This is a genomic window from Roseomonas sp. KE2513 (assembly GCF_016107305.1).
Lineage (GTDB): Bacteria > Pseudomonadota > Alphaproteobacteria > Acetobacterales > Acetobacteraceae > Roseomonas.
Genome location: NZ_RCVR01000006.1, coordinates 188,841 through 213,156, shown reverse-complemented (window position 1 = coordinate 213,156; position 24,316 = coordinate 188,841). Strand labels below are relative to the sequence as shown.

Sequence of the window (24,316 nt, the reverse complement as noted above, 5' to 3'; positions counted from 1 at the left end):
GGAGGGACGATGCCCGCGCCGCTGCCCTTGAGCGAGGCTCCGCCGCACCGGCTGGCGGCGCTGCGCTACGTGCTCACCGATATTGACGACACGCTGACCGAGGAGGGGCGCCTGCCTGCCCTTGCCTATTCGGCCATGGAGGCGCTCTCCGCCGCCGGGATCGCGGTGATCCCGGTGACGGGCCGCCCGGCCGGCTGGTGCGACGCCATCGCGCGGCAATGGCCGGTCGCGGCCGTGGTCGGGGAGAACGGCGCCCTCTGGTACGCCGAGGACCGCGCCGCGCGCCGGATGCTCCGCTGGCAGGCGCAGGACGAGGCGGCGCGGCTGGCGAACCGGGGCCGACTGATGGCGCTGGCCGATCGGGCCATGGCGGCGGTTCCCGGCAGCGCCCTCTCCGCCGACCAGCCCTTCCGCCTCTTCGACGCCGCCGTGGACTTCGCCGAGGATGCCGGCCCGCTGCCGCTGGAGGACGCGCACCGCATCGCCGCCGTCTTCGAGGCAGGGGGTGCGCAGGCCAAGGTCTCCTCCATCCACGTGAACGCCTGGTTCGGGGACTGGGACAAGCGCTCGGGCATCGAGAACCTCTTCGCCACCCGCCTCGCGCCGCTCGCCTCGGTGATCGGGAGGGTGGCCTTCCTCGGCGACAGCCCGAACGACGCGCCGCTCTTCGCCGCGGTGCCGTTCTCCGTCGGCGTTGCCAACGTCATCCCACATCTCGACAGTATCGCAGCGCCCCCCGCCTATGTGACGCGCGCCCCGGGCGGGCGCGGCTTCGCGGAATTCGCGGAAGGGCTGCTCGCCGCGCGCAACACGACAACGGAGGAAAACGCCGCATGAGAAGAACCTTTCTCGCCACCCTGCCCGCGGGGCTGCTCGCCCTGATGGCGCTCCCCGCCATGGCGCAGGCCCCGGCGCCTGCTCCCACCTCCGGCCAGGCCGGCTGCTTCCGCGGCACGCTGGACGAGGGCTATTGCGACGAGAACCGCGACATGGTCGCGGACACGCCGGCGGCCGCGCGCCAGCGCGACCCCTCCACCCTTGTCTTCGCCTATACGCCGGTGGAGGATCCCGCCCTCTACGCGAGCCAGTTCCGGCCGCTGATCGACCACCTGACGCGCTGCACGGGCAAGCGCACCGTCTATTTCCAGGTGACGAGCAACGCGGCGCAGGTGGAGGCCATGCGCTCAGGCCGGCTGCACATCGCGGGCTTCTCCACCGGTCCCACCGCCTTCGCCGTGAACCTCGCGGGCGCCGTGCCCTTCGCCGTCAAGGGCGGGCCGGATGGGTTCGAGAGCTACCGCGTGCTGATGCTGGTCCGCGCCGACAGCCCCTTCCGCACGCTGGCCGATCTCAAGGGCAAGCGGGTGGCGCATACCTCCGCCACCTCCAATTCCGGCAACCTCGCGCCGCGCGCCTTCTTTCCGGGCCTCGGCCTGAACCCGGACGCCGACTACCGCGTGCTCTACTCCGGCGGGCACGACCGCAGCGTGATGGGCGTGAACGCCGGCGACTACGACGCGGCGCCGGTGGCGTCGGACGTCTATTCGCGCATGGTCTCGCGCGGGCAGGTGAAGGGCGAGAACTTCCGCGTCATCTGGCAGAGCGACCCCTTCCCCACCTCCTCCTTCGCCATGGCGCACGACCTGCGGCCCGAGCTGCAGGACAAGATCCGCCAGTGCTTCCTGGAATACCGCTTCCCGGAGGCCATGGTGCGCGACCTCGGCGGCAATGACCGCTTCTGGCCCGCCACCTATGCCGAGCAATGGGCGCCCGTGCGCGCCGTGGCCGATGCGGTGAACGCCCCCTACAGCCGCGCCGCCTTCGACGAGGAGAGCCGCAAGGAACTGGAGGCCGAGGCCCGGCGCAACGCCGCCCGCAGCGCGCCGCAGACCCAGGAAGCGGCGCCGCACGCCACCCCGCAGGCCGCTCCCCGGCCGTGAGCGCCGCCCTCGACATCCGCGGACTCACAAAGGAGTACGTGCCCGGCAAGCCGGTGCTGCGGAACCTGGACCTGTCGATCGGGGCGGAGGGGATCACGGCCATCATCGGCCCCTCCGGCACGGGCAAGTCCACGCTGCTCCGCTGCATCAACCGGCTGGTCGAGCCCACCAGGGGCGAGATCCGGTTGACGGGTGCCGGGGGCGCCATCGACGTCGCGAAGCTGCGCGGGCGGGCCTTGCGGCTCGCCCGGCGGCGGATCGGCATGGTGTTCCAGGAGTACAACCTCGTGGAGCGCCTCTCCGTCATGGAGAACGTGCTCTGCGGGCGGCTCGGCTACGTGCCGCTCTGGCGCGCCTGGCTCCGGAAGTACCCGGAGGAGGACGTCGCCCGCGCCTTCGCGCTACTCGACGCCGTGGGCCTGCCGGAGCACGCGACACGGCGGGCCGACGCGCTCTCGGGCGGGCAGCGGCAGCGCGTGGGCATCGCCCGCGCCCTCATGCAGCGCCCCGACCTGCTGCTGGCCGACGAACCCACCTCCTCGCTCGATCCCCGCACCTCCGTCGAGGTGCTGGAGATGCTGACAAAGCTCGCCGCGGCCGAGGGCGTGCCGGTCATCATCAACATCCACAACGTGGCGCTGGCCAAGCGCTACGCGCGCCGCATCGTCGGCATGCATGAGGGCGCCATCATCTTTGACGGCCCGCCCGAGGCGCTGCAGGACGACCACCTCCGCCGGATCTACGGCGGCGAGGACTGGCTGTGAGCGACACCGCCCTCCCCTCCCCGCGCCGCGCGCCCTTTGCGCCCGACTGGACGATGCGGATCCTCGGCGCGCTGCTGCTCGCCTATCTGATCTACGCCTCGACGCAGCTCGACCTCGGCCTCGGCCGCTTCGTCACCGGACTCGGCGAGGGCGGGCGATTCCTGGCGCGCATGTTCCCGCCGAACTTCGAGCGCTGGGAGCTGCTGCTGGAGGGGATGGTCGAGAGCATCCAAATCGTGGTGCTGGCGACCGTCTGCGGTATCGTCCTGTCGCTCCCGCTCGGGCTGATGGCGGCGCGCAACCTGGCGCCCTGGTGGGTGTCGGGGCCGGTGCGCGGCTTCATCGCGGTCTGCCGCAGCCTGCACTACGTGATCGTGGCCATCCTCTTCGTGAAGGCGCTCGGCTTCGGCGCGCTGGCAGGAGTCGCGGCGCTGACGGTGGCTTCGATCGGCTTCGTGTCGAAGCTCTTCGCCGAGGCCGTGGAGGAGATCTCCATGAAGCAGGTGGAGGCCGTGCGCTCCACCGGCGCCTCCGGCATGGCGGTGCTGCTCCTCGGCGTGCTGCCGCAGGTGGCCTCGCGCTTCGTCGGCTTCGGGCTCTACCAGCTCGACAGCAACCTTCGGAATTCGACCCTGGTGGGCGTGGTCGGCGCGGGCGGCATCGGCGGCACGCTCTTCGCGGCCTTCAAGCGCTTCGACTACGACTTCGTCTCGGCCATCCTGATCTCCATCATCGCCCTCATCCTGCTCGCCGAGCTGGTATCGGGCCGAATCCGGGCAGCGATGAGATGAGCGCCACCACCGGAGATACCCTGGCCCCGCTCCGGCGCGAGTGGATCCGTCACACGCCGGCCGAGCGGCTGGTGCGCTGGGCGATGCTTCTCGCCGTCGTCGCCTCCGTCGTCTGGGCGGTGCGGACGATCGACATCATCCCGGAGTTCCTGGCGGACGCGCCGGAGCAGATGGCGGACCTGCTGGTGCGGATGTGGCCGCCCGACCTCGCCTACTACCCGCGCACGGTCCACGCCGCGCTGATCGAGACGCTGCATATCGCCACGCTTGGCACCGTCTTCGGCTTCGTCATGGCGATCCCGCTGGCGCTGCTCGCCGCGCGCAACATCTGCCGCGTGCCGGCGCTGAACGCGCTCGCGCAGGTGGGGCTGGTGGCGTCGCGCTCGGTCAACTCCCTCGTCTGGGCGCTGATCTTCGTGGCCGTCTTCGGCCCGGGCGCGGCGGCGGGCGTCTTCGCCATCGCCTTTCGCTCCATCGGCTTCGTCGGCAAGCTGCTGGCCGAGGCGTTGGAGGAGATGAACCCTGGCCCGCGGGAAGCCCTGCGCGCGGCCGGCGCTCCCTGGGGCGCGGAGATGCTCAAGGCCGTCTGGCCGCAGATCCGCCCGGCCTTCTGGGGCGTCGCCCTCTTCCGCTGGGACATCAACGTGCGCGAAAGCGCCGTGCTGGGCCTGGTGGGCGCCGGCGGCATCGGCGTGGTGCTGGAGGACGCGATCAACTTCTTCCAGTGGGACCAGGTGGCGACCATCCTCCTCGCGATCCTCGCCGTTGTGCTGATCGCGGAAATCGTTGTGACCCGCGTGCGGGCAAGGCTTCTCTGATGGCTATTCCTGAAAGCGTGGACCTCCTCGTCATCGGCGGCGGCGTCAACGGCAGCGGCATCGCGCGCGACATGGTCGGGCGCGGCTTCTCCGTCATGCTGGTGGAGCGCGGCGACATCGCCGAGGCGACCTCCTCCTCCTCCTCCAAGCTCATCCACGGCGGCATCCGCTACCTCGAGACCTACGAGTTCCGCCTCGTGCGCGAGGCGCTCGCGGAGCGCGAGGTGCTGCTGGGCATCGCGCCGCACATCGTCTGGCCCATGCGCTTCGTGCTGCCGCACCGGCCGGAGATGCGGCCGCGCTGGATGATCCGCGCGGGCCTCTTCCTCTACGACCATCTGGCCAGCCGCAAGTCGCTGCCGGGGAGCGAGGCGCTGGCCCTCGACGGCCTGCCGCAGGGCGAGCCGCTGAAGCAGCCGCAATTCTCCCGCGGCTTCGCCTATTCCGATTGCTGGGTGGAGGACAGCCGCCTCGTTCTCCTCAACGCGCGCGACGCCGCCGATCGCGGCGCCACCATCCTGCCGCGCACGGAGTTCCTCAGCGCCAAGCGCACCGCCGACACCTGGATCGCCACCATCCGTGGCGCGGACGGGCAGGAGCGCGTCGTCCGCGCCCGCGCCATCGCGAACGCCGCCGGCCCCTGGGTGATGGGCGCGCAGGACGCGACCGGCACGGCGCTCGCCGGCCGCGTGCGGCTCGTGCGCGGCAGCCACATCGTCGTGCCCGCGCTCTACAGGGGCGAACAGGCCTACATCCTGCAGAACGACGACCGCCGCGTGGTCTTCGTCATTCCCTACGAGGGCGAATACTCCCTCATCGGCACCACCGACGTGCCGCACGACCCCGCGCAGGGCAAGCCGACCTGCACGCCGGAGGAGGCGGCCTATCTCTGCGAGGCCGTCTCCCGCCAGTTTCGTACCCCCGTCTCGCCCGACAGCATCGCCTGGACCTACTCCGGCGTGCGCCCGCTGCACGACGACGGCTCGGACAATCCCTCCTCCGTCACGCGCGACTACACGCTGGCAATGGACACGCAGGGCGCGCCGCTGCTCTCCGTGCTCGGCGGCAAGATCACCACCTACCGCCGCCTTGCGGAGGACGCCGCCCGCCAGATCGGCCGCGCCCTCGGCCGCGAGGGCGCCGACTGGACCGGGCGCGCCGCCCTTCCTGGCGGCAACCTCGGCGGCATGTCGCGCGCGACCTTCACCGAGAGCATGGCCGCCAGCCATCCCTGGCTGCCCCGCGACCTGCTCGACCGCCTGATCCGCACCCATGGCGGCGAGCTCGAACGGGTGATCGACGGCGCCACCTCCATCGAGGCCATGGGCGGCGACCTCGGCGGTGGCATCACCGCGCGGGAACTCGAGTGGATGCGCGCCCGCGAATGGGTGGTCGCACCGGAAGACGTGCTGTGGCGGCGCACGAAGCGCGGGCTGCACATGACGCATGCGGAGCGCGAGGCCTTCGCGGCGCGGTTCGAGACGGTGGCGGCGTAGCGGGGGCTTCCGCTCTGCGCGGCCGCCGCTGATGACTCTGGGGAGAGGAAGAAAGAATTCTTCCTCTCCCCAGACCCCTCACCATCATCTTTTTCTTCAAGCTGGGGATGCTTTGCGGCTGGTGCGCCTCGGGTCGTGGACCCGAGGCGCACCAGCCGCAAAGAAAGAGCGCCGAGAGAGAACCGGCCCCAATTACCGCATCCGCGAAGCCAGGTGGGGATCCAAGGGCCTCAGGCCCTTGGCGGGTGAGGTCCGGAGAGGGCAGCGCCCTCTCCGGGGCCGGCCCTATCCCTCCCGCGCCAGCAGTCCCCGCGCCAGCGTCTCGAACTCCGCCACGCTCAGCGTCTCCGCCCGCCGCGTCGGCTCGATCCCGGCATCGGCCAGAAGTTCTTCCGCCTTCCCCAGCGACTTCAGCGACCCCCGAAGCATCTTTCGCCGCTGGCCAAAGGCGGCGGCCGTCACGCGCTCCATCGCACGCGCCAGGGGCGCTTCCGGCTGCACGGCATGAGGCACGAGGTGCACCACCGCCGACCAGACCTTTGGCGGCGGGGAGAAAGCGCCGGGCGGCAGGCGCAGCACCATGTGCGCCGCGCAGCGCCACTGGGCGGCAACGGCCAGCCGGCCATAGCCCTCGCTGTCCGGCGCGGCCACGATGCGCTCGGCGACCTCCTGCTGGAACATGAGGGTCATGCTCTCGAACTCGCCGGCCCGGGCCAGCCATCCGATCAGCAGCGGCGAGCCGACATTGTAGGGCAGGTTGGCCACGATCCGGCGCGGTGCCGGCATCATCGCCACCGGGTCGATCCGCAGCGCATCCGCCTCGATGACGGTCAGCCGGCCGGGATAGGCGGCGGACAGCTCGGCGAGCGCGGCGACCGCGCGGGAATCCAGTTCGACGGCGTGTACGTGGTCGGCGCCGGCGGCGAGCAGCGCGCGCGTCAGCCCACCGGGGCCGGGGCCGACCTCCAGCACCTGCCGCCCGGCGAGATCCCCGGGCAGGCGCGCGATGCGGGCGCAGAGCGCCTGGTCGAGCAGGAAGTGCTGGCCGAGCGACTTGCGCGCGGCCAGCCCGTGCCGCGCGACGGTCTCGGCGAGGCCAGGAAGAGGGATCGGAAGATCAGTCACGCATCTCGATCGTCGCGCGGCGGCGAAGGTCGCGGATCTGCTGGCGGGAGAGGTTCTCCGCGCGGTCGCGCAGGATCTGCTGCTTGGCCTGCTCCGGCGTGAAGAGGGCGAGGTTGCGCGTCTCGCGGGAGCAGACGGCGATCACGAGGATGCCGTCCGGCGTCACGATGGGCTGGCTCGGGCGGCCGGGGGTAAGGCTAGCGACAAGCTGACGCAGCGGCGGCGGGTTCAGCGTCTCCAGCCGCACGGCGCCGCCGGGATCGGCGGGGCGGGGGGAATTGGCGGCGCGGGCCGCGGCCTCCACCCCGTCACAGCCGCCGCGGATGGCCTGGGCGCGGGCGAGCTGCGCCTTCTGCTGCTCCGTCGGGTTCTGCGGGTCGAGCGCGGAAGTGAAGGGCAGGAAGGCCTGGCGCAGCGTGATCATCGTCGCGTTCTCGCGGCCCGTCTCACGCTTCTGCCGCATGGCCACGACCTGGAAGCCGCCGGGCACCTCGATGGCGTTGGAGATCGCTCCGGGCGGCATGCGCTGCACGACAGAGGCGACGCTGGGGTCGAGGCTCTCCGCGCTCACCCAGCCGAGGTCGCCGCCCTGGAGGGCCGTCTGGCTCTGGCTGAACTGGGTGGCGGCGATGGGAAAGGGCAGGCCCTGGCGCAGGCGGCCGATCACGTCATCCACGAAACGCCGGGTCTCGGCGGCGGAGGAAGGGTCCTCCACCGGCACGAAGATCTCCGAGAGAAGGTATTCCGGCTGCCCGGCCCTCGCCTCCTGCGCCGCCACGGCCTCCTTGATCGCCTGCTCCGAGGGCTCGGCATTCGGGCCGAGGAGGGCGCGGATGAAGCGCGACCAGCCGATCTGGGCGCGGAGCTGGTCATAGAGCACGCGCGGCTCAACGCCCGCCGCGCGAAGCTGGGCGCGGAGGCCGCCGGGCGGGAGGCCGTTGCGCCTCTCGATGTCGCCGATCGACTCCGCCACCTCGTCATCGCTCACGGGGATGCGGCGGCGCTGGATCTCCTGCAGGCGCAAGCGCTCCTCGATCAACTGGCGCATGATCTGCGGGCGCAGCCGCGAGAGCAGCTCGGCGCCGGGCTGGAGGCCGATGTTGAGGGCGAAGAGCTTCGCGCGCGACTGGACGTCGGATTCCGTCACCACGTCGCCGTTGACGACCGCAAGGATGCGGTTGCCACTGGGTGCCGGTGCCGCGCCCCCGTGCGCAGCCCTCGGCTGAGGCTGGCGCGCGGCCGGCTGGGCCAGGGCGCCGCCGGCCAGCACGGGCACGAGCGAGAGGAGGGCGCCGAGCGCGAGCCCGCTCAGAGGGCTCTTCCGGCGGCCGGAGGGGCCGCGGAGAGGGCCGGGCAGGACCGGGCGGAGACGGGGGGAACGTCGCATCCGGGGTCTCTAGCCCATGCGGGCCACGGTTTGAAGCGATCCCTTACGCGCCGCGGTCCGCCCGTCGCTACAGCGCGCGCCCGGCGAACTCGCCGACGGTCTTGAGCGAGACTCTCAGGATAAGGGTTGTGCCGCTCGGATAGGGCCGGGCGGTCACCGGGTTCTCCGCCAGCGAGCGGTAGAAACGTCCCTCGAAGATGAAGCACTCATCCTCGTAGGCGGCGGTGGCGCCATAGGAAACCGCCCGGTTGAACTCGAGGTCGTAGCGGGTGAAGGCCGAGGCCCGCCAGCGGTCGGCGATGCGGGTGCTGGCCCCGGCATAGACCTCGCGGATGAAGCGGGGGGCGGAGGCGTAGACGCCCGGGCTGGTCTGTTGCACCTCGGTCCGCAGCGGCGAGGGAAGCTCGTAGAGGTAGCCGAAGGTGAGGCGCGAGGTGTTCAGGCCGATGGGTGCGAGGCCGAAGCCGGCGGAGGCGTCGATCATGCGCCGATCGAGCGTCTCGCCGTCGAGGCGCGTGCGCGCGGTGAGGTCAAGCCAGCTGGTCGGCGCGATGGTGGCGCGCGCCACCCAGTCCGAGGCGCGCTTCTCGAGGCCGGAGCGGGCCTCGAATACCCGCTCGTCCGAGGCCCGGAAGGAGCGGCCGACCAGGCCTTCGACGGAGCCACCGCTGGGGAAGTACCAGGCCCCGCGCATCGCGGCATCCACCCGCGTGCCGCCCTCCAGCCGGTCGCGGCCGGTGAACCGATTGAGGGCGAAAAGGTTTGCGTCGGTGAACTCGAAGTCGAGGCTGTCCTCGTTCGGGATGTTCGACTGCCGCCCGGTGCTCGGCCCGGTCACGACCTGCACGCGCGGCTCGATGAGCTGCTGGCCGTATGCTCCGGCGGAGCGCACCAGCGGCAGGCGCCAGTCCACCGCGGCCCGGATGTTGGCGCGGACCGTGTTGACCTCCTGGCCGCCCTCGTTCGAGCCGCGCAGGAGCGCGGCGGCCGGGACGTCCACGTTCTCGGCGTTGTAGCCGACGAGGTCGGCCTGGCTGCGGAAGGTCCACTGGCCGCCGAGGCTGTCGTAGCGCGGCAGCTCGTAGCTCAGCCGCGTGCCGGCCCGCCGGGTCTTGGCGCCGAGGTCGCGGTAGACGTTGATGGCCGAGGCGTCGGCCGTCAGCGTGCCGCCGAGTTCGTCGCGGTTGAACACCTTCTCGTAGTAGAGGTTGGGCAGCACGAAGGGGATGCGCGCCGTGACGTCCTGCGTCCGCAGGCTTTGGAAGGAGAGCGTGCTGATGCGGGCATAGGCGTTGTAGCCCCAGAAGCCATCCGCGTAGATCGTGCTGCTCAGCACGCCGGTGCCGGGCTGGCGATAGGCGCGCAGGTAGGTCTCGCTGGTCGCCCGGTTGATGTTGAAGCCGGCCTGCCAGTTCTCGTCGATGGTGAAGAGGCCGCGGGCAAAGACGTGGCCGCCCAGTCCCTTCTCGCGGCTCGATTCCTTGCCCGTCAGCTGGCCGACGGAGCCGAGGATCGTCATGGTGCCGAAGTTGTAGCGCCCGCGGTAGTTGGCGAAGGCGCTCGGCGGCGCCTGGGTCGCGATGATTGGCGTGACGGTCAGGTCGCTCTGCTCGTCGATCGCCCAGTAATAGGGGATCTCCGTGAAGGCGCCGAGGTAGCGCGTCTGCCCGAAGGAGGGGCTGAGGAAGCCCGAGGCGCGCGGCGTGCTCGGATCGGGCATCGACAGATAGGGGGTGTAGAAGGACGGGATCCCGTCGAACTCCACCGTCGCGTCGCGGAAGCGGATGCGCTTGTCCTCGCCGTCCTGCGTGGCCAAGCGGGAGCGGAGCTGCCAGAGCGGCGGCGCCTCCGGGTTCTCCGCGCAGAGGTCGCAGGAGGAGTAGACGACGCGCGAGAGGTCCGAGACCACCGCCCCGCTCTCGGTCGTGCGGCGGCGCGCGCCGTTCGCGGCCAGGCGGCCGTTCTGCGCGAGCAGGCCGCGGAGCCCCTCCACCACCGTGTCGCGCATGCCGCCCTGCAGCACCGCACGCTCGGCGAAGATCACCTGCCCGTCCGGCTCCAGCAGCTGGACATTGCCCTCGGCGGTCGCGATGCCCGTGTCGCGGTCGTAGGTGAAGCGATCGGCGCGCAGGATGCGCTCGCCCTGCCAGGCCTCCACCGCGCCGCTCGCGGTCACGCGGTTCTCGTTCTGGTCGTACTCCACCTCGTTGGCGGTGAAGGTGACGGGCGCGTCGCGGTCCACCGGGGTGCCGCCCGCGCGCAGGATGCTCAGCCCCGCGGCCGGCGGAGCGGCGCCCGGCGGCGGCGCGGTCACCTGCGGCACGCCGCCCGCACCCGCGGTCCCCGGCAGCACGATACCGGTATTGCCGAAATCACTCTGCCGGAGCGGTTGCGCGGCCACGGGGCGAGTGGCCCAGGGCTGAGCGAGCAGCGCAAGGGCGGCTGCGCCGCCGAGGAGCCGCGCGCGCCGGGGAAGATTGCGGGGAACAGGCGGCGCGCCAGGGCGCTTCCTTGGAGCCGCGTCGTTCATCCGTCCTCCAGGTGCAGCAGGAGCGCGACGGCACACATCAGGCCGGCAGCGGCGGGCGCCCAGGCGGCCAGCACCACGGGCAGAGCGCCCGTTTCGCCGAACTCGCCCGTCACGCGGTCAATGAGAAAGAGCACGAAGCCGGCGGCCACCCCCGCACCCAGCATCTGCGCCACGCCGCCCTTACGGGCCTCGCGCATCGAGAAGGCGGCCGAGAGGAGCGCCATGGCGACGGCCAGCATGGGCAGGGCGAGCAGGGAATGGAACTGCAGCCGGTGCCGCACCGCCGAGAAGCCGGATTCCTCCAGCACCTCGATGAAGTCCGGCAATGTCCAGAAGGAGAGCGTGTCCGGGCTCGCGAAGCTGTCCTCGATCCGGTCGGGCGTCAGCTCGGTCGGCAGGCGGAAGGTGCTGGCGGGATTGGCCTTGCGATCCGGCCCGAAGGCGACGGCGTTGTCGAGCACCCAGGCGCCGCCCGAGAGGCTGGCGCTCGGTGCCTCCACGCGCGCGAGGAAGCGGTCGGCCGAGGAGATGCGCCAGAGCGACACCTCCTCCAGCCCGAAGCGGCCGTCGCGGCGGTTCACGGCGCGGCCGGAAAGGATGGCCACGCCCTGCGGGTCCAGCTCGCGGTCCGCCTGGCGCAGCCAGAGGCGGCCGCCCGCGATGGCCGTCGTGCCGCCGCTGTTGCGGAGCACCGCCGCGTCGAGCCGCTCGGCCCGGGCCAGCATCACGGCCGAGAGCGGCGAGAGCCCCGCCGTCGCGCCCGCGCCGTAGAGGGTGGCGACGACCACCGGCCCGAGGAGGAAGCCCCAGGCCGAGATGCCCGCCGAGCGCGCCACGACCAGCTCCGACCCGCGGGCGAGGCGCCAGAACGCGAGGATGCCTCCCAGCAGGATGGCGAAGGGCAGCACCTGCAGCGCGACGAAGGGGATGCGCAGCCCCGCGATCGTGGCGACGATCCCGAAGCCGGCCTCGCGCGTCGCGGCCCGGCGCAGCAGTTCGATGAAGTCGAACAGCACGACGAGCCCGGTGAGGGCGGCCAGCATGATGAGGCACATCGCGGCGAAGCGGCGCGCCACGTAGAGCCCGAAGGTGAAGGGAAAGGTCACTCCGCCGCCGCCCCTTGCGGGAGGCCGGCGCGCCGGGCCGCGACCGGCGGCGACATCTCGGCCGGCACGGGCGGCGCACGGCGCGGCCAGCCCGGCGCGCCCGAGAGCACCCAGGCCGAGAGGATGGCCGGCCCGATGGCATGCACCCAGATGAGTGGGATGAAGCGGTTGTCCCGCGCCGCGAGGTTGCCGACGGCAAGCCCGAGGGCCAGCAGGGTGATGACGGCCGCGATGGCCATCATGGCGGACATGCCGCCGCCGTGCCGGCGGAAGCCGGTGGAGAGCGCCGCGGCCAACCCGACCATGGCGAAGGAGAAGGCGGTGAGCGGCGAGGCGAGGCGCCCGTGGCCCTCCGCCCGGAACTTGCGGATGTCGCGCTCCAGCAGCCCCTCCTCGGGGGCGGGATTGAGCAGCTCGCCCACGAAGCGCTCGCGCGAGTCCCGGTTGCGGGCATCTTCGGCGCGGCCGGAGCGGGCGAGGTCCACGCTGTTCTCGCCGAAAGTGAGGACCGAGAGCTGCGGCACGGGCGGCGTGCCCGGCGGCGAGCGCGGCGGCACCACCATCTCCATCTGCTGGCGCTGGCCGTTGAGCAGGATCACGCGCGGGCCGTTCGCCCCGGGCAAAATCACGCCGCGTTCCGCCAGGATGGTCACGGGGGAGCCGGGCTCGCGCATGTCGTGGATGAGGATGCCGCGCAGCGTGCCGTCGTTCTCCCGGAGGCGGGCATAGACGGTCAGGTCGTTGCTGACGGAGCTGAACACCCCCTCCTGGAGGAGGATCGCGGCCATCTGGTTGCGGATCTCGAACTGCCACTCGCGGAAGGCGGCATGGGAGACCGGCACGAGCCATGTCTGCAGCACGAGGCACACGGCGGTGGACAGGGTAGCCACGATCAGCGCCGGCCGGGCGAGTTGCCAGTCCGAGAGGCCCGCCGCGCGCATCACCACCAGCTCGCGGTCGGTCGAGAGGCGGACATAGGCGAAGAGGGTCACGATGAAGGTCGTGATCGGCAGGATCACCGCGAAGAAGGAGGGAAGCAGCAGCCCGGTCAGCTCGAGGAAGACCGCGAAGGAGAGGCCGCGGTCGAGCACCAGCTCGATGAAGCGCAGCGACTGGGTGAGCCAGATGAGCGCGGCAAGGCCGATCGTCACCGCCAGAAGGCTGACGGCGATCTGTCGCGAAATATAACGGGTTACCCGGCTCATGCGGGGATGAACCTACCCCTGCCAGTGGATGCGGGCAAAGGCCGCGTTCTGGAAATCACGTGCCGGGCCCGCGAAGTCCCGCCGCCGTGTCGCCCGCGCCCGGTGCGGCGGGGCCGGAACCCTTGCCCGTGCCTTCCACGTCACTGGTACCCTCCACCGCGCTCAGGAAGGTGCGGATGGTGGCGGCGGGCACGATGCGCGAGTGGTTGGGCGTCGCGTCCGGCCGATGGCTGACCACGCCGAGAAGGCAGAAGCTCCGCGCGTCGAAGACGCCGGCGCCGGATTCACCCTGGGCGAGGTGGATCGGCAGGTCGGCATAGGCGCCGTCCGATTCGCGGATCTCGGGGACCATTGGCCCGGCCCGCGTCTCGTGGCGATCGCCGGAGAGAACGATCACGGCCTGCCCCGCGCTGGGGCCGGCCGGGCAGGGCCGCGCGCCGGGGCCGGGCGGCACGCGCGAGGTCTCGAGGAGGGCGAGGTCCTCGCCGCGGCGGTAGATCGGTCCGATCTGCGGCTCCAGCTCCCCCACTCCCAGACGCAGCAGTCGCACCGGCATGGTGTAACCGTGGAAGACGACCAGCGGCTCCAGCGGGATGCCCGAGCAGTGGCGCAGGCGCGGCACCATGTCGTCCACCAGATGCGCGGCCGTCAGGAAGCGCCCGCCGCCGAGATAGACGGCCTGGCCGCGCAGGCGGCAATCCGGGCTGCGGCCGCCGAGAAGCTCGGCGCGGAAGGCGTCGGGCACGTCGGGCAGACGGGGCAGCGGCTCCAGCCTCCGCGCCTCGGGCTCGGCGCAGGCCGAGAGGAGGAGGACGGCCAGCAGCGGCAGGGCGCGGTTCAAACGGGCAGCACCTTGCCTGGGTTCAGCAGGCCCTTGGGATCGAGCGCCGCCTTGATCCGCCGCATCGCCTCCAGCTCCGCGCCCCCGCGCCAGTCGGCGAGCATGTCGGGCTTGAGGCGCCCCACCCCGTGCTCGGCGGAGAAGGAGCCGTCGAGGTCGCGGACAATGGCGTTCACGCAGTCCATGATGTCGTGGCTCAGCGCCAGGAAGGCGCCGGGGTCCATCCCCTCGGGCTGCTCGAGGTTCATGTGGATGTTGCCGTCGCCCATGTGGCCGAAGGGCACGGGGCGGCTGCCGGGGATAAGCTCCTTCAGCGCCGCGTTGGAGCGCCGGATCAGTTCCGGCACCTTCGAGACCGGGACGGAGACATCGTTCTTCACCGAGGCGCCCTCTCGCTTCTGCGCCTCCGGATGCTCCTCGCGCAGGCGCCAGATGGCGGCGCGCTGGGCCTCGCTCTCGGCCAGCGCGGCGTCCAGCACCTCGCCCGCCTCCAGCGCCTCCTCCAGCACCGCCTCCATCAGCCCGCGGAGGTCGGCATCGGGGCGGGAGGAGGCGAGGTCCACCAGCACGTAGTGCTCCGCCCGCTCGGAGAGCGGCAGGGTGGCGCCCTCGACGTGGCGCAGCACGAGGTCCATGCCCTGGCCGGCCATGTACTCGAAGGCGCGCACCGCCGTCTCATCGCGGTCGCGGAAGCGGCGGAAGAGGGCCAGCGCCGCCTCCTCGCTCTCGACCGCGCAGAGCGCGATGGCCTCGGCGCGCGGGCGGGGGAAGAGGCGCAGCACGGCGGCGGTGACGATGCCGAGCGTGCCCTCGGCGCCCACCATCAGGTGGCGCAGCGCGTAGCCGGTGTTGTCCTTGCGGAGCCGGCGCAGGCCGTTGATCACGCCACCATCGGGCAGCACGACCTCCAGCCCCAGCATCAGGTCCCGCGCGTTGCCGTAGCGGACGGTGGTGTTGCCCCCGGCATTGGTGGAGAGCACGCCGCCGATCGTCGCCGTGCCCTCGGCGCCGAGCGAGAGGGGGAAGAGGGTGCCGGCCGCCGCCGCCGCGTCCTGCGCCGCCTTCAGCACCACGCCCGCCTCCGCCACCATGGTCATGTCCACAGGGTCGATGTCGCGGATGCGGTTGAGGCGGGAGAGGGAGAGGATGACCTGCCGCCCGCTCTCGTCCGGCATGGCGCCGCCAACCATGGAGGTGTTGCCGCCCTGGGGCACCACCGGCACGCCGGCCTCAAAGAGCAGGCGCATCGCCGCCGCCAGCTCCCCGGTGGAGGCCGGGCGCAGCAGCGCGGGGGAGGCGCCGCGGTAGAGGCCGCGCCAGTCGGACAGATGCGGTTCCAGGTCCAGCGGGTCCGTCACCACGCCGCGCGGGCCAAGGAGGCCGTGAAGGGCGTCCAGCAGGCCGGCGGGCAGGGCCGGGAGGAGGGGCATGGGCGTGTCGGGCATGGCGGGGGACCAAACGCCGCGGCGGGGCCGCGGGTCAAGGGCGGTTTTCGGGGGTTACGTGCGGGAACCGGCCCTATCTGGCCCCGCGCTTCCATCCCGCAAAGGAGTCGCCCAGCAAAGCCCTCAGGCCGGCGGCCTGGACCTTCGCCCCGGCCGCCTCGCCCTGGCGGCCGTCGCCCGCCCGCCGGCCACCATCAGCGCGATCACCGGCAGCCCCACCACCACCAGGGCCAGCGCGGCCACCGCCCCTTCCTCATAAGTGCCGCGCGCGGCCTCGCCGTAGAGGGCCGTCGCCAGGGTCTCGCGGTTGAAGGGGCGGAGAAGGAGGGTGGCGGGCAGTTCCTTCATGGCGTCGAGGAAGACCAGCAGCGCCGCGGCCAGCAACGCGGGCAGCAGCAGCGGCAGGTGCACGCGCCAGAGGATGCGCCCCGGCCCCGCCCCCATGGCGCGGGCGGACCAGTCCACCTCCCGCTGGATGCGGCCATAGGCGGCGTCGAGGCCCGAGGCGGGGATGGCGAGGAAGCGCACGAAATACGCCAGGATGAGCGCGGCCAGCGTGCCCGAGAGCGGCGGCGGCGCGAGGGCGCCGAACGTCTCCAGCACGTCGTCGAGGCCTCCGAAGGCGATGATGAGGCCGACCGCCGCGATCCCGCCGGGCAGGGCGTAGCCGAGGAGGCTCGCGCGCAGCAGCGCGGCGTCCAGCCCCGGCCGCCCGCCCACCCCCGCGCCGGTACGCGCCCCGAAGGCGAGCAGGAGGGCGGCGGGCAGCACGAGGAGGGTGGCGATGGCCGCGAGCGTGGCGCTGTTGGCGATCCATGTGCCGAGCTCCGCCGGCCAGCCGAACTCCGCCACCCGGCGGGAGGCCGCCCAGAGAAGGTAGGAGGCCGGCGTGACGAAGCCGAGCAGTACCGGCACGGCGCAGGCGAGGGAGGCGAGCAGCCCGCGGCCGAGCGGCAGCGGGCGAAGGTCCGGCGGGATGGCGTCCGGCACCGCCCGCGCGTCCCGTGCCCGGCTGCGGCCCCAGCCCTCGATCGCGAGGACGGCGGCGACGGCCGCGAGAAGCACAAGGGCGATCTGCGCCGCCCCCTCCAGGGAGGAGCGGGTGATCCAGGTGACGTAGACCGAGACGGTGAGCGTCCGCACGCCCAGGAATTCGGCGGCGCCCACGTCGTTGAGCGTTTCGAGCAGCGCCAGCGCCGCCCCGGCCGTGACCGCCGGCCAGGCCATGGGCAGCCCGACTGTGAGGAAGAGCCGCCAGCCCCCCGCCCCCATCGCCCGCCCCGCCCGCAGCATGTCCGGCCCCTGGGTGAGGAAAGCGGCGCGGGCCGCGAGGTAGACATAGGGGAAGAGGACCGTCCCCATCACCATGATGCAGCCGGGGAGCGAGCGGATCTCGGGCAGCGGGATGGCGCGGGGATTGGTCAGTCCCAGCAGGGCGCGCAGGCTGGATTGCACGGCGCTGGCGGGGTGCAGCACGTCCAGCCAGGCATAGGCGGCGACATAGGCGGGCATGGCCAGCGGCAGCACGAGCGCCCAGGCGAAGGTCTTGCGCCCCGGGAAGCGGCAGGTGGTGACAAGCCAGGCCGTGCCCGTGCCGATCCCGACCGCGACCATGCCGACGCCGGCGAGCAGGAGCGCCGTCTCGACGGCGGCCTCGGGCAGGACATAGCGGATGAGGTGGGGCCAAAGGTCGCCAGAGCCCCGCGCGGCGGCGAAGGCGAGGGCCACCACCGGCAGGGCCACCAGCAGCACACCGAGCGCGGCGCCCAGCCTGAGGCCGAGCGCCGCGCGGCGGGTGCCGAGGCCGGGCCGGGGCGGCGCGGCGGAGAGCGCAACAGGGAGGAGGGGCGCGGTTCCCTGGTGGCTCATGCGCGCGCCGGGACCGCCCTCAGCGGTCGAAGCCGACCTCGTCCACGATGCGGCTGGCGGCCGCGCGGCGGGAGGCGACCTCGGGCAGGGACACGTCGCGCGGGTTGAGGGCGCCGAAGCCGGCGACGATCGGGTTCACCGGCGTGTTCGGGCGCACGGGGTTCTCGAAGTTGGCGTCGGCATACATCGACTGCGCCTCGGGGGAGGCGAGGAATTCAAGGAAGCGCACGGCCTCCGCCCTGTTGGGCGCGTGGCGGGTGACGGCGCCGCCGGAGATGTTCACCGCGGTCTCGGCGCGCGGCAGGACGACGCGCACGGCCTCGCCCCAGCGCTTCTGCTCCTCCCCGCCCTGCCCCGAGAGCATGAGGCCGGCATAGTAGGTGTTGGCGAGCCCCACGTCGCAGATGCCCGCGAGGATGTCGCGCGCCACCTCGCGGTCGCCGCCCGTGGCGCGGCGGGCGAGGTTGCCGTGCAGCTTCGTCAGGTAGTCGCGAAGCCAGGCCTCGCCGTGATGGATCATCAGGATCGAGAAGAGCGCGGTGTTGTAGGGGTGCTGGCCCGAGCGGATGCAGACCTTTCCCTTGAAGCGGGGGTCGGCGAGGTCCTCGTAGGTGAGCTTCGCGGCCTCGGCCTCCGGGATCCGCTCGCGGGAGGCGTAGATGGCGCGGGCGCGCGTGGAGAGGGCGAACCAGCGGCCCTGCGGGTCGCGCAAGGGGGCGGGGATGGCCGATTCCAGCACCTCGGAGCGCACGGGCTGGGTGAGATTGCGGTCCACCAGCTCCATCAGGTTGCCGACATCCACCACCATGGCGACATCGGCGCGGGAACGGCTGCCCTCGGCGTTCAGCCGCTCCGCCAGGCCGCCCTGGACGAAGACGGTGTTTACCTTGATGCCGGTTTCCTGGGTGAAGCGCTCCGTCAGGGGGCGCATCAGGCCCGGCTCGCGCGTGGTGTAGAGGTTCACCTCCGCCGCCCGGGAGGCGACGGGGGAGGCAAACAGGGAGAGGGCGAGCAGGAGGGCGGTCCGCGGGCGGATCATGGCGCTGGCCTCGGCAAGGGGCTGGTCAGATGAACGGCGCGCAATCTGTCCCGCCCGGGCGGCGCGGGCAAGAGGTGAGAATGATTATTAATCCGGCAGGCGGCGGCTACCCGCCGAGCAGCACCAAGCCGAGCAGCCCGCCCGCCAAGAGCGTCCAGATGGGGGAGAAGTTCGACCGCCAGACGAAGAGGGTCGAGGCGAGGGTGATCAGCACCGCGACGGCCATCTCGGTTCCCGTGCCGCGCGCCGCCGCGGCCCCCGTGACAAGGCCGGTGGCGAGGATCAGCCCGATCGCGACCGGCACAAGCCCGGCCCGTAGCGCCCCCATGCGCGGGTCGCCCGCCAGGCGCTGCGTCAGCATCGCGACGGCCCAGGCAAGGATGAAGGTGGGGCCGAGAAAGCCGATCAGGCTCGCCGCCAGACCCTGCCACCCCGCGACGTGCCAGCCGATCACCGCCACGAAGAGCACGTTCGGCCCCGGCGCGGCGGAGGCGAGGGCGTAGCCCTGGGAGAAGGCGGCGTCCGTCATCCACTGGCGCAGCTCCACCACCTCGTGGTGCATCGACGGCACGGCGGCGTTGGCCCCGCCGACCGCGACGAGGGAGAGCTTTAGGAAGAAGAGGAAGAGGTCCCAGACAGGCCCGGTCATGCCCGCGCCTCCCCGCCGCGCCGGGCGCGCCAGACCACGGCCGCGATGGAGATCGGGCCGAGCACGAGCACGATGATCGGCAGCGGCACCCGGAACCAGGCGGCCGCAACGGTGGAGAGGATGCCGATCGCGATCAGCTCCGGCGGCGGGCGGAGGCGCCCGATCATGCGAAGGCCGTTGCCGATCACCATCCCCGCCGCCGCGCAGGCGAGGCCGTGCATGAAGGCCGCGACCGCTGGGATATCGGCGAATTCCTGCCACAGCAGGACGAGCGACATCAGGACGATCAGCGGAAAGAGGTAGAGCCCGCCGGTCGCCGCGAAGGAGCCGGGCAGGCCCGCGAAGCGGCGGCCGATCATGACGGCGGCATTGCCCACATTGGGGCCGGGCAACACTTGGCCGAGGCCGAGGACCTCCGCGTAGTCCCGCTCGGTCATCCAGCGCCGCTCCTCCACCAGGGCGCGGCGGACCCAGACCTGGGCGCCGCCAAAGCCCATCAGCCCGGCCTTGGCGAAGGCGGCGAAGAGCTGGGCGGGGCCGGGCGGCGGGTTGAGGGGAAGCTCGGCGGGCGGGGCGGACGGCTTGGGCACGGCGGCAGACTCATCCCGCCGCCGGGTGCGGGCAAGGGGGTTCGGCCGCTAATCGTGGCCGCGCCGCGCTATCTCGGGGCGGCGGCGCGGCGGAGGCGGTCGTTGATGGCCTCGCCCAATCCCTCCACCGGCACGGGCATGGCGGCGATGCCCTTGAGGCCGCGGCGCGCACCCTCCGCATCCAGCCAGCGCAGGCCGGAGAAGAGGCGGGCGGCGGCTTCGGACGCGTCGCCGGCCAGGGAAAGGTTCCAGGTGACCGCCGCGCCCGGCAGGGGCGGACCGAAGGCGAGCAGTCCTTCCTCCGGCCCGACATCGGCGGCGGCGAGGCGCACCGGCAGGGCGGGCGCGTAGTGGGAGAGCATCATCCCGGGGGAGCGGAGCGTGCGCGTTGCCTCCGCGGCCTCCACCGGGATGGGGCGGCCGATGGGGCCGATCACCGCCTCGATCGCCGCCGCCGTCACGCCGCCAGGACGCAGCAGCACCGCCCCGGCTCCGGTGAGGTCGAGCACCGTGCTCTCCACCCCGACGGCGCAGGGGCCGCCGTCCAGCACCGCGGCGATGCGGCCGGACAGCCCGTCCAGCACGTGCTCCGCCGTGGTGGGTGAGACGCCGCCGGAGCGGTTGGCAGAGGGGGCGGCGACCGGGGTGGCCGCCTCCCGCAGCAGGGCGAGGGCGAGGGGATGGGCGGGCACGCGCACCGCCAGTGTGTCCAGACCCGCGCCGGCCAGGAGGTCCACCCGGCTGTTCCGGCGGCGCGGCAGCACGAGGGTGAGCGGGCCGGGCCAGAAGCGGGCGGCGAGTGCCAGGGCGCGCTCGTCGGGAACCACCTCCTCGAAGGCGGCGGCTGCTTCGGGGAAGTGGAGGATGAGCGGGTTGAAGTGCGGGCGGCCCTTGGCCGCGAAGATCGCCGCGACTGCGCCGCCATTGCGCGCGTCGGCGCCGAGGCCATAGACGGTCTCGGTGGGAAAGGCGACCAGCGCGCCCTCCCGCAACAGGGCGGCGGCGCGCGGGGCAGCCTCGGGCGGCAGGCGCTCGGTCATGCGGCCGGAAAGCCCTGGGCGAGGAAGGCGCCGTTCTCGAAGCCCGGCTTGCCGTAGCGAAGCGGCGTGCCATCGAAGCCGGCGACGCGACCGCCGGCCGCTTCCAGCAGGGCTTGGGGGGCGGCGGTGTCCCACTCCATCGTGCGGCCGAAGCGGGGATAGAGGTCCCCCGCCCCCTCAGCGAGGCGGCAGAACTTCACGGCGGAGCCGATCTTGATTACTTCCGCCACCCGCCGCCCCTCGAGGAAGCGGTCCAGCCGCGGGTCGTCCGAGTAGTGGCGGGAGGCGAGGACGATCACGCCCTCCGGCGGGATGGCGCGGGCGCGAATGGCGCGCCGGCCGGCGGCGTCCCTCTTCCAGGCGAGGCCCAGGGGGACGATGCCGCCGAAGACCTCCATGGTCGCGGGGATGGCGACGGCGCCGAGATGCGCGCGCCCCTCCACCACGAGGCCGACATTCACGGCGAAGCTGTCGTGGCCGGCAGCGAATTCGCGCGTGCCGTCCAGCGGGTCCACCAGCCAGGTGCGCGGGGCGAGGGCGGTGAGGATCCCGGCCGCGACCTCCTCCTCCGCCACCACGGGAATGTCGGGGGTGGCGGCGCGCAGGCCCTCCACGATCAAGGCTTCCGCGATGCGATCGGCTTCGGTCACGGGGGAGGCGTCGCTCTTGCGCTCCACCGCGAAGCCGGCGGCGCGGATGGCGTTGATGGCATGGGCGGCGCGCTCGGCCAGGCCCGCGGCGAGTTCGAGCAGGTCTTCGTCGGTCATCGGATGGGCATAGCGCGGGCGGGGGGTGCAGGGGCAGCCCTGGCCATCATCCCCAGAGCCATCATCCCCCTGGCCATCCTGGGATGTTGCGGCGGCTCGATCGCGCGGCCCATCATCGCCGCCAACCAAGCAGGGGAACTTCCATGCGCCTTCCGGTCATCCTCGGCGGCTTCGCGCTTGCCTTCACCGCCGGCCTCTTCGCGGCGGATGTCGTGCCGCACGCCCTTGCTCAGGCCCAGGGCCAAGTCGGAAGGCCCGCGATGGAGCCGCGGATCGTGAACCTGTTCAGCATGACCGAGGACGAGATCGGCGCGCCGCGCCCCGGCGCGGACCTTCGCTCCCGCACCCTCGTAGACACGGAGCACGGCACGGTTGCGATCCAGAGCGGCAACGTGATGAAGCACTTCCACGCGGATGCGGACGAGATCCAGCTCATCCTCGACGGCACCGGCTCCTTCTGGCTGGGAGAGCGGGAGGTGCAGATCAAGCCGGGCGACCTGATCATCATCCCCCGCCGCACCGCGCATGCCGGCTCGCGCCCGGCGACCGGGCGGTTCCGGGCGGTGGCCATCAAGCTGCCGCCGCAGCGGGCAGACGACGTGCACCCGGTTCCCTGAAGCTGGGCACAGAGCGCGCGATCACGTCCCCGCGCGCGGGCCTCCTGCCACGGCGCGGCCCTGATCCGGCCGCGGTTCAGACAGCTGCGGCGGGCGTTATTCCCGCCTGGCAGGGACCGCCGGCATGTCGCCGGCGCCCCGGCCGAGAGGAGGTCACCATGACCAACCGCTCCCGCGTGCTTCGCGCGCTCACCCTTGTCGTCGCCGCTGCCTCGCTAGCCGGCTGCGTCGCCTATCCTGTCGGCTATGGCGGCGGATACGGCGGCTATGGCCGTGGGTATGGTGGGCCGGCCTACCGCTCCTACGCCTACTCCGCCCCTGCCTATGGCTATCGCGGGTATGGCTACGGCCATGGCGGCTACTATGGGCGCGGCGGCTGGCGCTGAGCGGCGCCGCGTCCTTCCGTTCGGAGCATCGGAGTAGGACGCGCGGGCGGGCGGAGCGGGACGGACAGCCCTTCCGGGGCGATGCGCCGCCGCTACCGCGCCCTGCCCCTGCCTGCCAGGCGGGTGACCGGCCCGCGGCCGTGTTTCAGAACGAGACAAGCTCCCCGGTGCGGTGGGGGCCGTGTGGCGTATCGCGCGGCGGGTGCTATCTCTCGGCTGACAGACCCGGGATCCCCCATGCTCGACATCGCCTTCGCCAAAGCCTCCCTGCCCGAGAGCGGCGCCCTCGTCCTGCCGCTGGCGGAGGAGGATCTCGGCGGCGCGCTGATGGGCGAGTGGGACCGGCTGCTGGGCGGCAGCCTCGCGCGCGGGGCGGCGGCGGCGGAGTTCAAGGGCCGCAAGGGCCAGGCAACGACCCTCTACGCCCCCGGCGGCGGACTCTCGCGGCTGGTGCTGGTCGGCCTCGGCAAGCGCGAGGCGCTGGACGCGGCGGGCGCGGAGGTGGCGGGCGGGAACGCCGTCGCGGCGCTCGGGCGGGAGGCACTGGCCTCGATCGACACGCGGGCCATCGGCGGCTGGGCCGGGGCGGCGGCGGATGTGGCGCTCGGCGCCGTGTTGCGCGCCTGGCGCTTCGACCGCTACCGCACGACGGAGAAGCCGGAGGACAAGCCGCGCCTTGCCGGCGTGAAGGTGCTCTGCGAGGACCCGCACGCCGCCAAGGCCGAATGGGCGAGCCGCCGCGCCATCGCCGAGGGCGTGTTCCTGACCCGCGAGTTGGTCAGCGAGCCCGCCAATATCCTCAACCCGCCCGAATTCGCTGACCGCCTGCGCAAGCTGGAGAAGCTGGGTGTGGAGGTAGAGGTCTTCGGGCAGAAGGACCTTGAGAAGCTCGGCTTCGGCTCGATGCTCTGCGTCTCCCAGGGATCGGCGCAGCCGCCGCGCATGGTGGTGATGCGCTGGAACGGCACGGATTCGAAGAAGAAGGACAGCCAGCCGATCGCCTTCATCGGCAAGGGCGTGACCTTCGACACGGGTGGCATCTCCATCAAGCCCGCTGCCGGCATGGAGGACATGAAGTGGGACATGGCCGGCGCCGGCACCGTCGCCGGGCTGATGATGGCGCTGGCGGGCCGCAAGGCGAAGGTGGACGTGGTCGGCCTCGTGGGCCTCGTGGAGAACATGCCCTCCGGCACCGCGGTGCGGCCGGGCGACGTCGTCACCTCCTATTCCGGGCAGACGATCGAGGTGATCAACACGGACGCCGAAGGGCGGCTCGTGCTGGCCGACGTGCTGTCCTACTGCAAGAAGCGCTTCGATCCCGCCTTCATGGTGAACCTGGCCACGCTGACCGGCGCGATCATCGTCGCGCTCGGCAACGAGCACGCGGGGCTGTTCTCGAACGACGAGGGGCTGGCGGCGCGCATCCAGGAGGCCGGCAAGTCCGTGGGCGAGCTCGCCTGGCGGATGCCGCTGGGCGAGGCCTATGACCGCGCGATCAAGTCCGACATCGCGGACATGAAGAACGTGGGCGGCGGGCGCGCGGGCGGCTCGATCACCGCCGCGCAGTTCCTCCAGCGGTTCGTCGACGGCTGCCCCTGGGCGCATCTCGACATCGCCGGCGTCGCCTGGGGCGGCAAGGACCAGCCGACCGTGCCCAAGGGCGCCACGGCCTGGGGCGTGCGCCTGCTAGACCGGCTGGTGGCCGAGCACCACGAGGGCCGCAACGTGGAGGCGCCCGCCCCCGCGGCCGAGCCCGAGGCGGCGGTGAGCGGCGTCGGCAGCGAATCCCCGGCCATCCTGGCGGAGGGCGGGGCGGCGAGTGACGCCTCCATCGCCGAGCCCGTGGCCCCGCCTGCCCCGGCCCGCGCGGCGCGGCCGGCGACCCGCCGCCCCCGGCGCTAGTAGCAGCCG

22 protein-coding genes are annotated in these 24,316 nt (G+C 72.6%); 9 read left to right on the top strand and 13 right to left on the bottom strand.

The window, feature by feature from the left end; all coding sequences use genetic code 11:
- Positions 1 to 9: 9 nt before the first annotated feature.
- Genes D9599_RS08755 through glpD form a run of 6 tightly spaced genes read left to right on the top strand, consistent with a single transcriptional unit; the run spans position 10 to position 5,809 of the window.
- Positions 10 to 837, top strand: coding sequence for an HAD-IIB family hydrolase (locus D9599_RS08755; protein WP_198380837.1), 828 nt, complete (start codon positions 10 to 12; stop codon positions 835 to 837).
- A complete protein-coding gene (gene phnD, locus D9599_RS08750) occupies positions 834 to 1,940 on the top strand; it encodes a phosphate/phosphite/phosphonate ABC transporter substrate-binding protein (protein ID WP_198380836.1) in 1,107 nt (368 codons plus the stop codon). Before D9599_RS08755 ends, phnD begins: the two co-directional genes overlap by 4 nt.
- Positions 1,937 to 2,704 carry a phosphonate ABC transporter ATP-binding protein gene (gene phnC / locus D9599_RS08745; protein WP_198380835.1) on the top strand — a complete coding sequence of 256 codons (768 nt, stop codon included), beginning with the start codon at positions 1,937 to 1,939 and terminating at the stop codon, positions 2,702 to 2,704. The genes phnD and phnC overlap by 4 nt, the downstream gene beginning before the upstream one ends.
- Complete coding sequence (gene phnE, locus D9599_RS08740; protein ID WP_309228582.1) at positions 2,701 to 3,495, top strand: phosphonate ABC transporter, permease protein PhnE; 795 nt, start codon at positions 2,701 to 2,703, stop codon at positions 3,493 to 3,495. Before phnC ends, phnE (D9599_RS08740) begins: the two co-directional genes overlap by 4 nt.
- Positions 3,492 to 4,313 (top strand): phosphonate ABC transporter, permease protein PhnE, encoded by an 822-nt coding sequence (gene phnE, locus D9599_RS08735; protein WP_198380834.1) that lies wholly within the window; start codon positions 3,492 to 3,494, stop codon positions 4,311 to 4,313. Before phnE (D9599_RS08740) ends, phnE (D9599_RS08735) begins: the two co-directional genes overlap by 4 nt.
- The gene (glpD, locus tag D9599_RS08730) at positions 4,313 to 5,809 is read left to right on the top strand and encodes a glycerol-3-phosphate dehydrogenase (protein ID WP_198380833.1); all 1,497 of its coding nucleotides are present in this window, start codon (positions 4,313 to 4,315) and stop codon (positions 5,807 to 5,809) included. The genes phnE (D9599_RS08735) and glpD overlap by 1 nt, the downstream gene beginning before the upstream one ends.
- 285 nt (positions 5,810 to 6,094) lie before the next feature.
- Here glpD and rsmA read toward each other — a convergent pair whose 3' ends face one another.
- The 13 genes from rsmA to D9599_RS08665 all read right to left on the bottom strand — a co-directional run bounded on the left by rsmA (position 6,095) and on the right by D9599_RS08665 (position 21,402).
- Entirely contained in the window at positions 6,095 to 6,934 is an 840-nt protein-coding gene (gene rsmA, locus D9599_RS08725) for a 16S rRNA (adenine(1518)-N(6)/adenine(1519)-N(6))-dimethyltransferase RsmA (RefSeq protein WP_309228581.1), read from the bottom strand.
- Positions 6,927 to 8,321, bottom strand: a complete 1,395-nt coding sequence (locus D9599_RS08720) for a peptidylprolyl isomerase (RefSeq protein WP_198380832.1) — start codon at positions 8,319 to 8,321, stop codon at positions 6,927 to 6,929. The genes rsmA and D9599_RS08720 overlap by 8 nt, the downstream gene beginning before the upstream one ends.
- A gap of 67 nt (positions 8,322 to 8,388) precedes the next feature.
- Positions 8,389 to 10,851, bottom strand: coding sequence for an LPS-assembly protein LptD (locus D9599_RS08715; RefSeq protein WP_198380831.1), 2,463 nt, complete (start codon positions 10,849 to 10,851; stop codon positions 8,389 to 8,391).
- Positions 10,848 to 11,957: an LPS export ABC transporter permease LptG gene (gene lptG, locus D9599_RS08710; protein ID WP_198380830.1), complete on the bottom strand. Its 1,110-nt coding sequence runs from the start codon at positions 11,955 to 11,957 to the stop codon at positions 10,848 to 10,850. The genes D9599_RS08715 and lptG overlap by 4 nt, the downstream gene beginning before the upstream one ends.
- Positions 11,954 to 13,162, bottom strand: a complete 1,209-nt coding sequence (lptF, locus tag D9599_RS08705; protein ID WP_198380829.1) for an LPS export ABC transporter permease LptF — start codon at positions 13,160 to 13,162, stop codon at positions 11,954 to 11,956. The genes lptG and lptF overlap by 4 nt, the downstream gene beginning before the upstream one ends.
- A 55-nt stretch (positions 13,163 to 13,217) precedes the next feature.
- Positions 13,218 to 14,003, bottom strand: a complete 786-nt coding sequence (locus D9599_RS08700; protein WP_198380828.1) for a hypothetical protein — start codon at positions 14,001 to 14,003, stop codon at positions 13,218 to 13,220.
- Positions 14,000 to 15,448 (bottom strand): FAD-binding oxidoreductase, encoded by a 1,449-nt coding sequence (locus D9599_RS08695; protein ID WP_375373042.1) that lies wholly within the window; start codon positions 15,446 to 15,448, stop codon positions 14,000 to 14,002. The genes D9599_RS08700 and D9599_RS08695 overlap by 4 nt, the downstream gene beginning before the upstream one ends.
- Positions 15,449 to 15,571: 123 nt before the next feature.
- Positions 15,572 to 17,317 (bottom strand): iron ABC transporter permease, encoded by a 1,746-nt coding sequence (locus D9599_RS08690; protein WP_198380827.1) that lies wholly within the window; start codon positions 17,315 to 17,317, stop codon positions 15,572 to 15,574.
- Between the two features lie 19 nt (positions 17,318 to 17,336).
- Positions 17,337 to 18,356 carry an extracellular solute-binding protein gene (locus D9599_RS08685; RefSeq protein WP_198380826.1) on the bottom strand — a complete coding sequence of 340 codons (1,020 nt, stop codon included), beginning with the start codon at positions 18,354 to 18,356 and terminating at the stop codon, positions 17,337 to 17,339.
- Positions 18,357 to 18,462: 106 nt separating this feature from the next.
- Positions 18,463 to 19,005 (bottom strand): chromate transporter, encoded by a 543-nt coding sequence (locus D9599_RS08680; RefSeq protein ID WP_198380825.1) that lies wholly within the window; start codon positions 19,003 to 19,005, stop codon positions 18,463 to 18,465.
- Positions 19,002 to 19,595 carry a chromate transporter gene (locus D9599_RS08675; RefSeq protein WP_198380824.1) on the bottom strand — a complete coding sequence of 198 codons (594 nt, stop codon included), beginning with the start codon at positions 19,593 to 19,595 and terminating at the stop codon, positions 19,002 to 19,004. The genes D9599_RS08680 and D9599_RS08675 overlap by 4 nt, the downstream gene beginning before the upstream one ends.
- 68 nt (positions 19,596 to 19,663) lie before the next feature.
- Positions 19,664 to 20,635, bottom strand: a complete 972-nt coding sequence (locus D9599_RS08670; protein WP_198380823.1) for an L-threonylcarbamoyladenylate synthase — start codon at positions 20,633 to 20,635, stop codon at positions 19,664 to 19,666.
- On the bottom strand, positions 20,632 to 21,402 hold the full coding sequence (locus D9599_RS08665) for a 3'(2'),5'-bisphosphate nucleotidase CysQ (protein WP_198380822.1): 771 nt from the start codon (positions 21,400 to 21,402) through the stop codon (positions 20,632 to 20,634). Before D9599_RS08665 ends, D9599_RS08670 begins: the two co-directional genes overlap by 4 nt.
- A 143-nt stretch (positions 21,403 to 21,545) precedes the next feature.
- Between D9599_RS08665 and D9599_RS08660 the strand changes: the two genes are divergently transcribed.
- The 3 genes from D9599_RS08660 to D9599_RS08650 all read left to right on the top strand — a co-directional run bounded on the left by D9599_RS08660 (position 21,546) and on the right by D9599_RS08650 (position 24,307).
- Positions 21,546 to 22,019, top strand: a complete 474-nt coding sequence (locus tag D9599_RS08660; protein WP_198380821.1) for a cupin domain-containing protein — start codon at positions 21,546 to 21,548, stop codon at positions 22,017 to 22,019.
- Positions 22,020 to 22,177: 158 nt separating this feature from the next.
- Complete coding sequence (locus D9599_RS08655) at positions 22,178 to 22,405, top strand: hypothetical protein (RefSeq protein ID WP_198380820.1); 228 nt, start codon at positions 22,178 to 22,180, stop codon at positions 22,403 to 22,405.
- A 237-nt stretch (positions 22,406 to 22,642) separates the two neighbouring features.
- Positions 22,643 to 24,307, top strand: a complete 1,665-nt coding sequence (locus D9599_RS08650; RefSeq protein WP_198380819.1) for a leucyl aminopeptidase — start codon at positions 22,643 to 22,645, stop codon at positions 24,305 to 24,307.
- Positions 24,308 to 24,316 lie beyond the last annotated feature (9 nt).

Excerpts from the sequence above, each read along its gene's own strand:
- D9599_RS08670 (WP_198380823.1), bottom strand. The coding sequence starts at position 20,635 with ATGACCGAGCGCCTGCCGCCCGAGGCTGCCCCGCGCGCCGCCGCCCTG.
- D9599_RS08685 (WP_198380826.1), bottom strand. The coding sequence starts at position 18,356 with ATGATCCGCCCGCGGACCGCCCTCCTGCTCGCCCTCTCCCTGTTTGCC.
- D9599_RS08650 (WP_198380819.1), top strand. The coding sequence starts at position 22,643 with ATGCTCGACATCGCCTTCGCCAAAGCCTCCCTGCCCGAGAGCGGCGCC.
- lptF (WP_198380829.1), bottom strand. The coding sequence starts at position 13,162 with ATGAGCCGGGTAACCCGTTATATTTCGCGACAGATCGCCGTCAGCCTT.
- D9599_RS08660 (WP_198380821.1), top strand. The coding sequence starts at position 21,546 with ATGCGCCTTCCGGTCATCCTCGGCGGCTTCGCGCTTGCCTTCACCGCC.
- D9599_RS08665 (WP_198380822.1), bottom strand. The coding sequence starts at position 21,402 with ATGACCGACGAAGACCTGCTCGAACTCGCCGCGGGCCTGGCCGAGCGC.
- phnD (WP_198380836.1), top strand. The coding sequence starts at position 834 with ATGAGAAGAACCTTTCTCGCCACCCTGCCCGCGGGGCTGCTCGCCCTG.
- D9599_RS08755 (WP_198380837.1), top strand. The coding sequence starts at position 10 with ATGCCCGCGCCGCTGCCCTTGAGCGAGGCTCCGCCGCACCGGCTGGCG.
- D9599_RS08720 (WP_198380832.1), bottom strand. The coding sequence starts at position 8,321 with ATGCGACGTTCCCCCCGTCTCCGCCCGGTCCTGCCCGGCCCTCTCCGC.
- glpD (WP_198380833.1), top strand. The coding sequence starts at position 4,313 with ATGGCTATTCCTGAAAGCGTGGACCTCCTCGTCATCGGCGGCGGCGTC.
- D9599_RS08690 (WP_198380827.1), bottom strand. The coding sequence starts at position 17,317 with ATGAGCCACCAGGGAACCGCGCCCCTCCTCCCTGTTGCGCTCTCCGCC.
- D9599_RS08695 (WP_375373042.1), bottom strand. The coding sequence starts at position 15,448 with ATGCCCGACACGCCCATGCCCCTCCTCCCGGCCCTGCCCGCCGGCCTG.
- D9599_RS08680 (WP_198380825.1), bottom strand. The coding sequence starts at position 19,005 with ATGACCGGGCCTGTCTGGGACCTCTTCCTCTTCTTCCTAAAGCTCTCC.
- D9599_RS08715 (WP_198380831.1), bottom strand. The coding sequence starts at position 10,851 with ATGAACGACGCGGCTCCAAGGAAGCGCCCTGGCGCGCCGCCTGTTCCC.
- phnE (WP_198380834.1), top strand. The coding sequence starts at position 3,492 with ATGAGCGCCACCACCGGAGATACCCTGGCCCCGCTCCGGCGCGAGTGG.
- D9599_RS08655 (WP_198380820.1), top strand. The coding sequence starts at position 22,178 with ATGACCAACCGCTCCCGCGTGCTTCGCGCGCTCACCCTTGTCGTCGCC.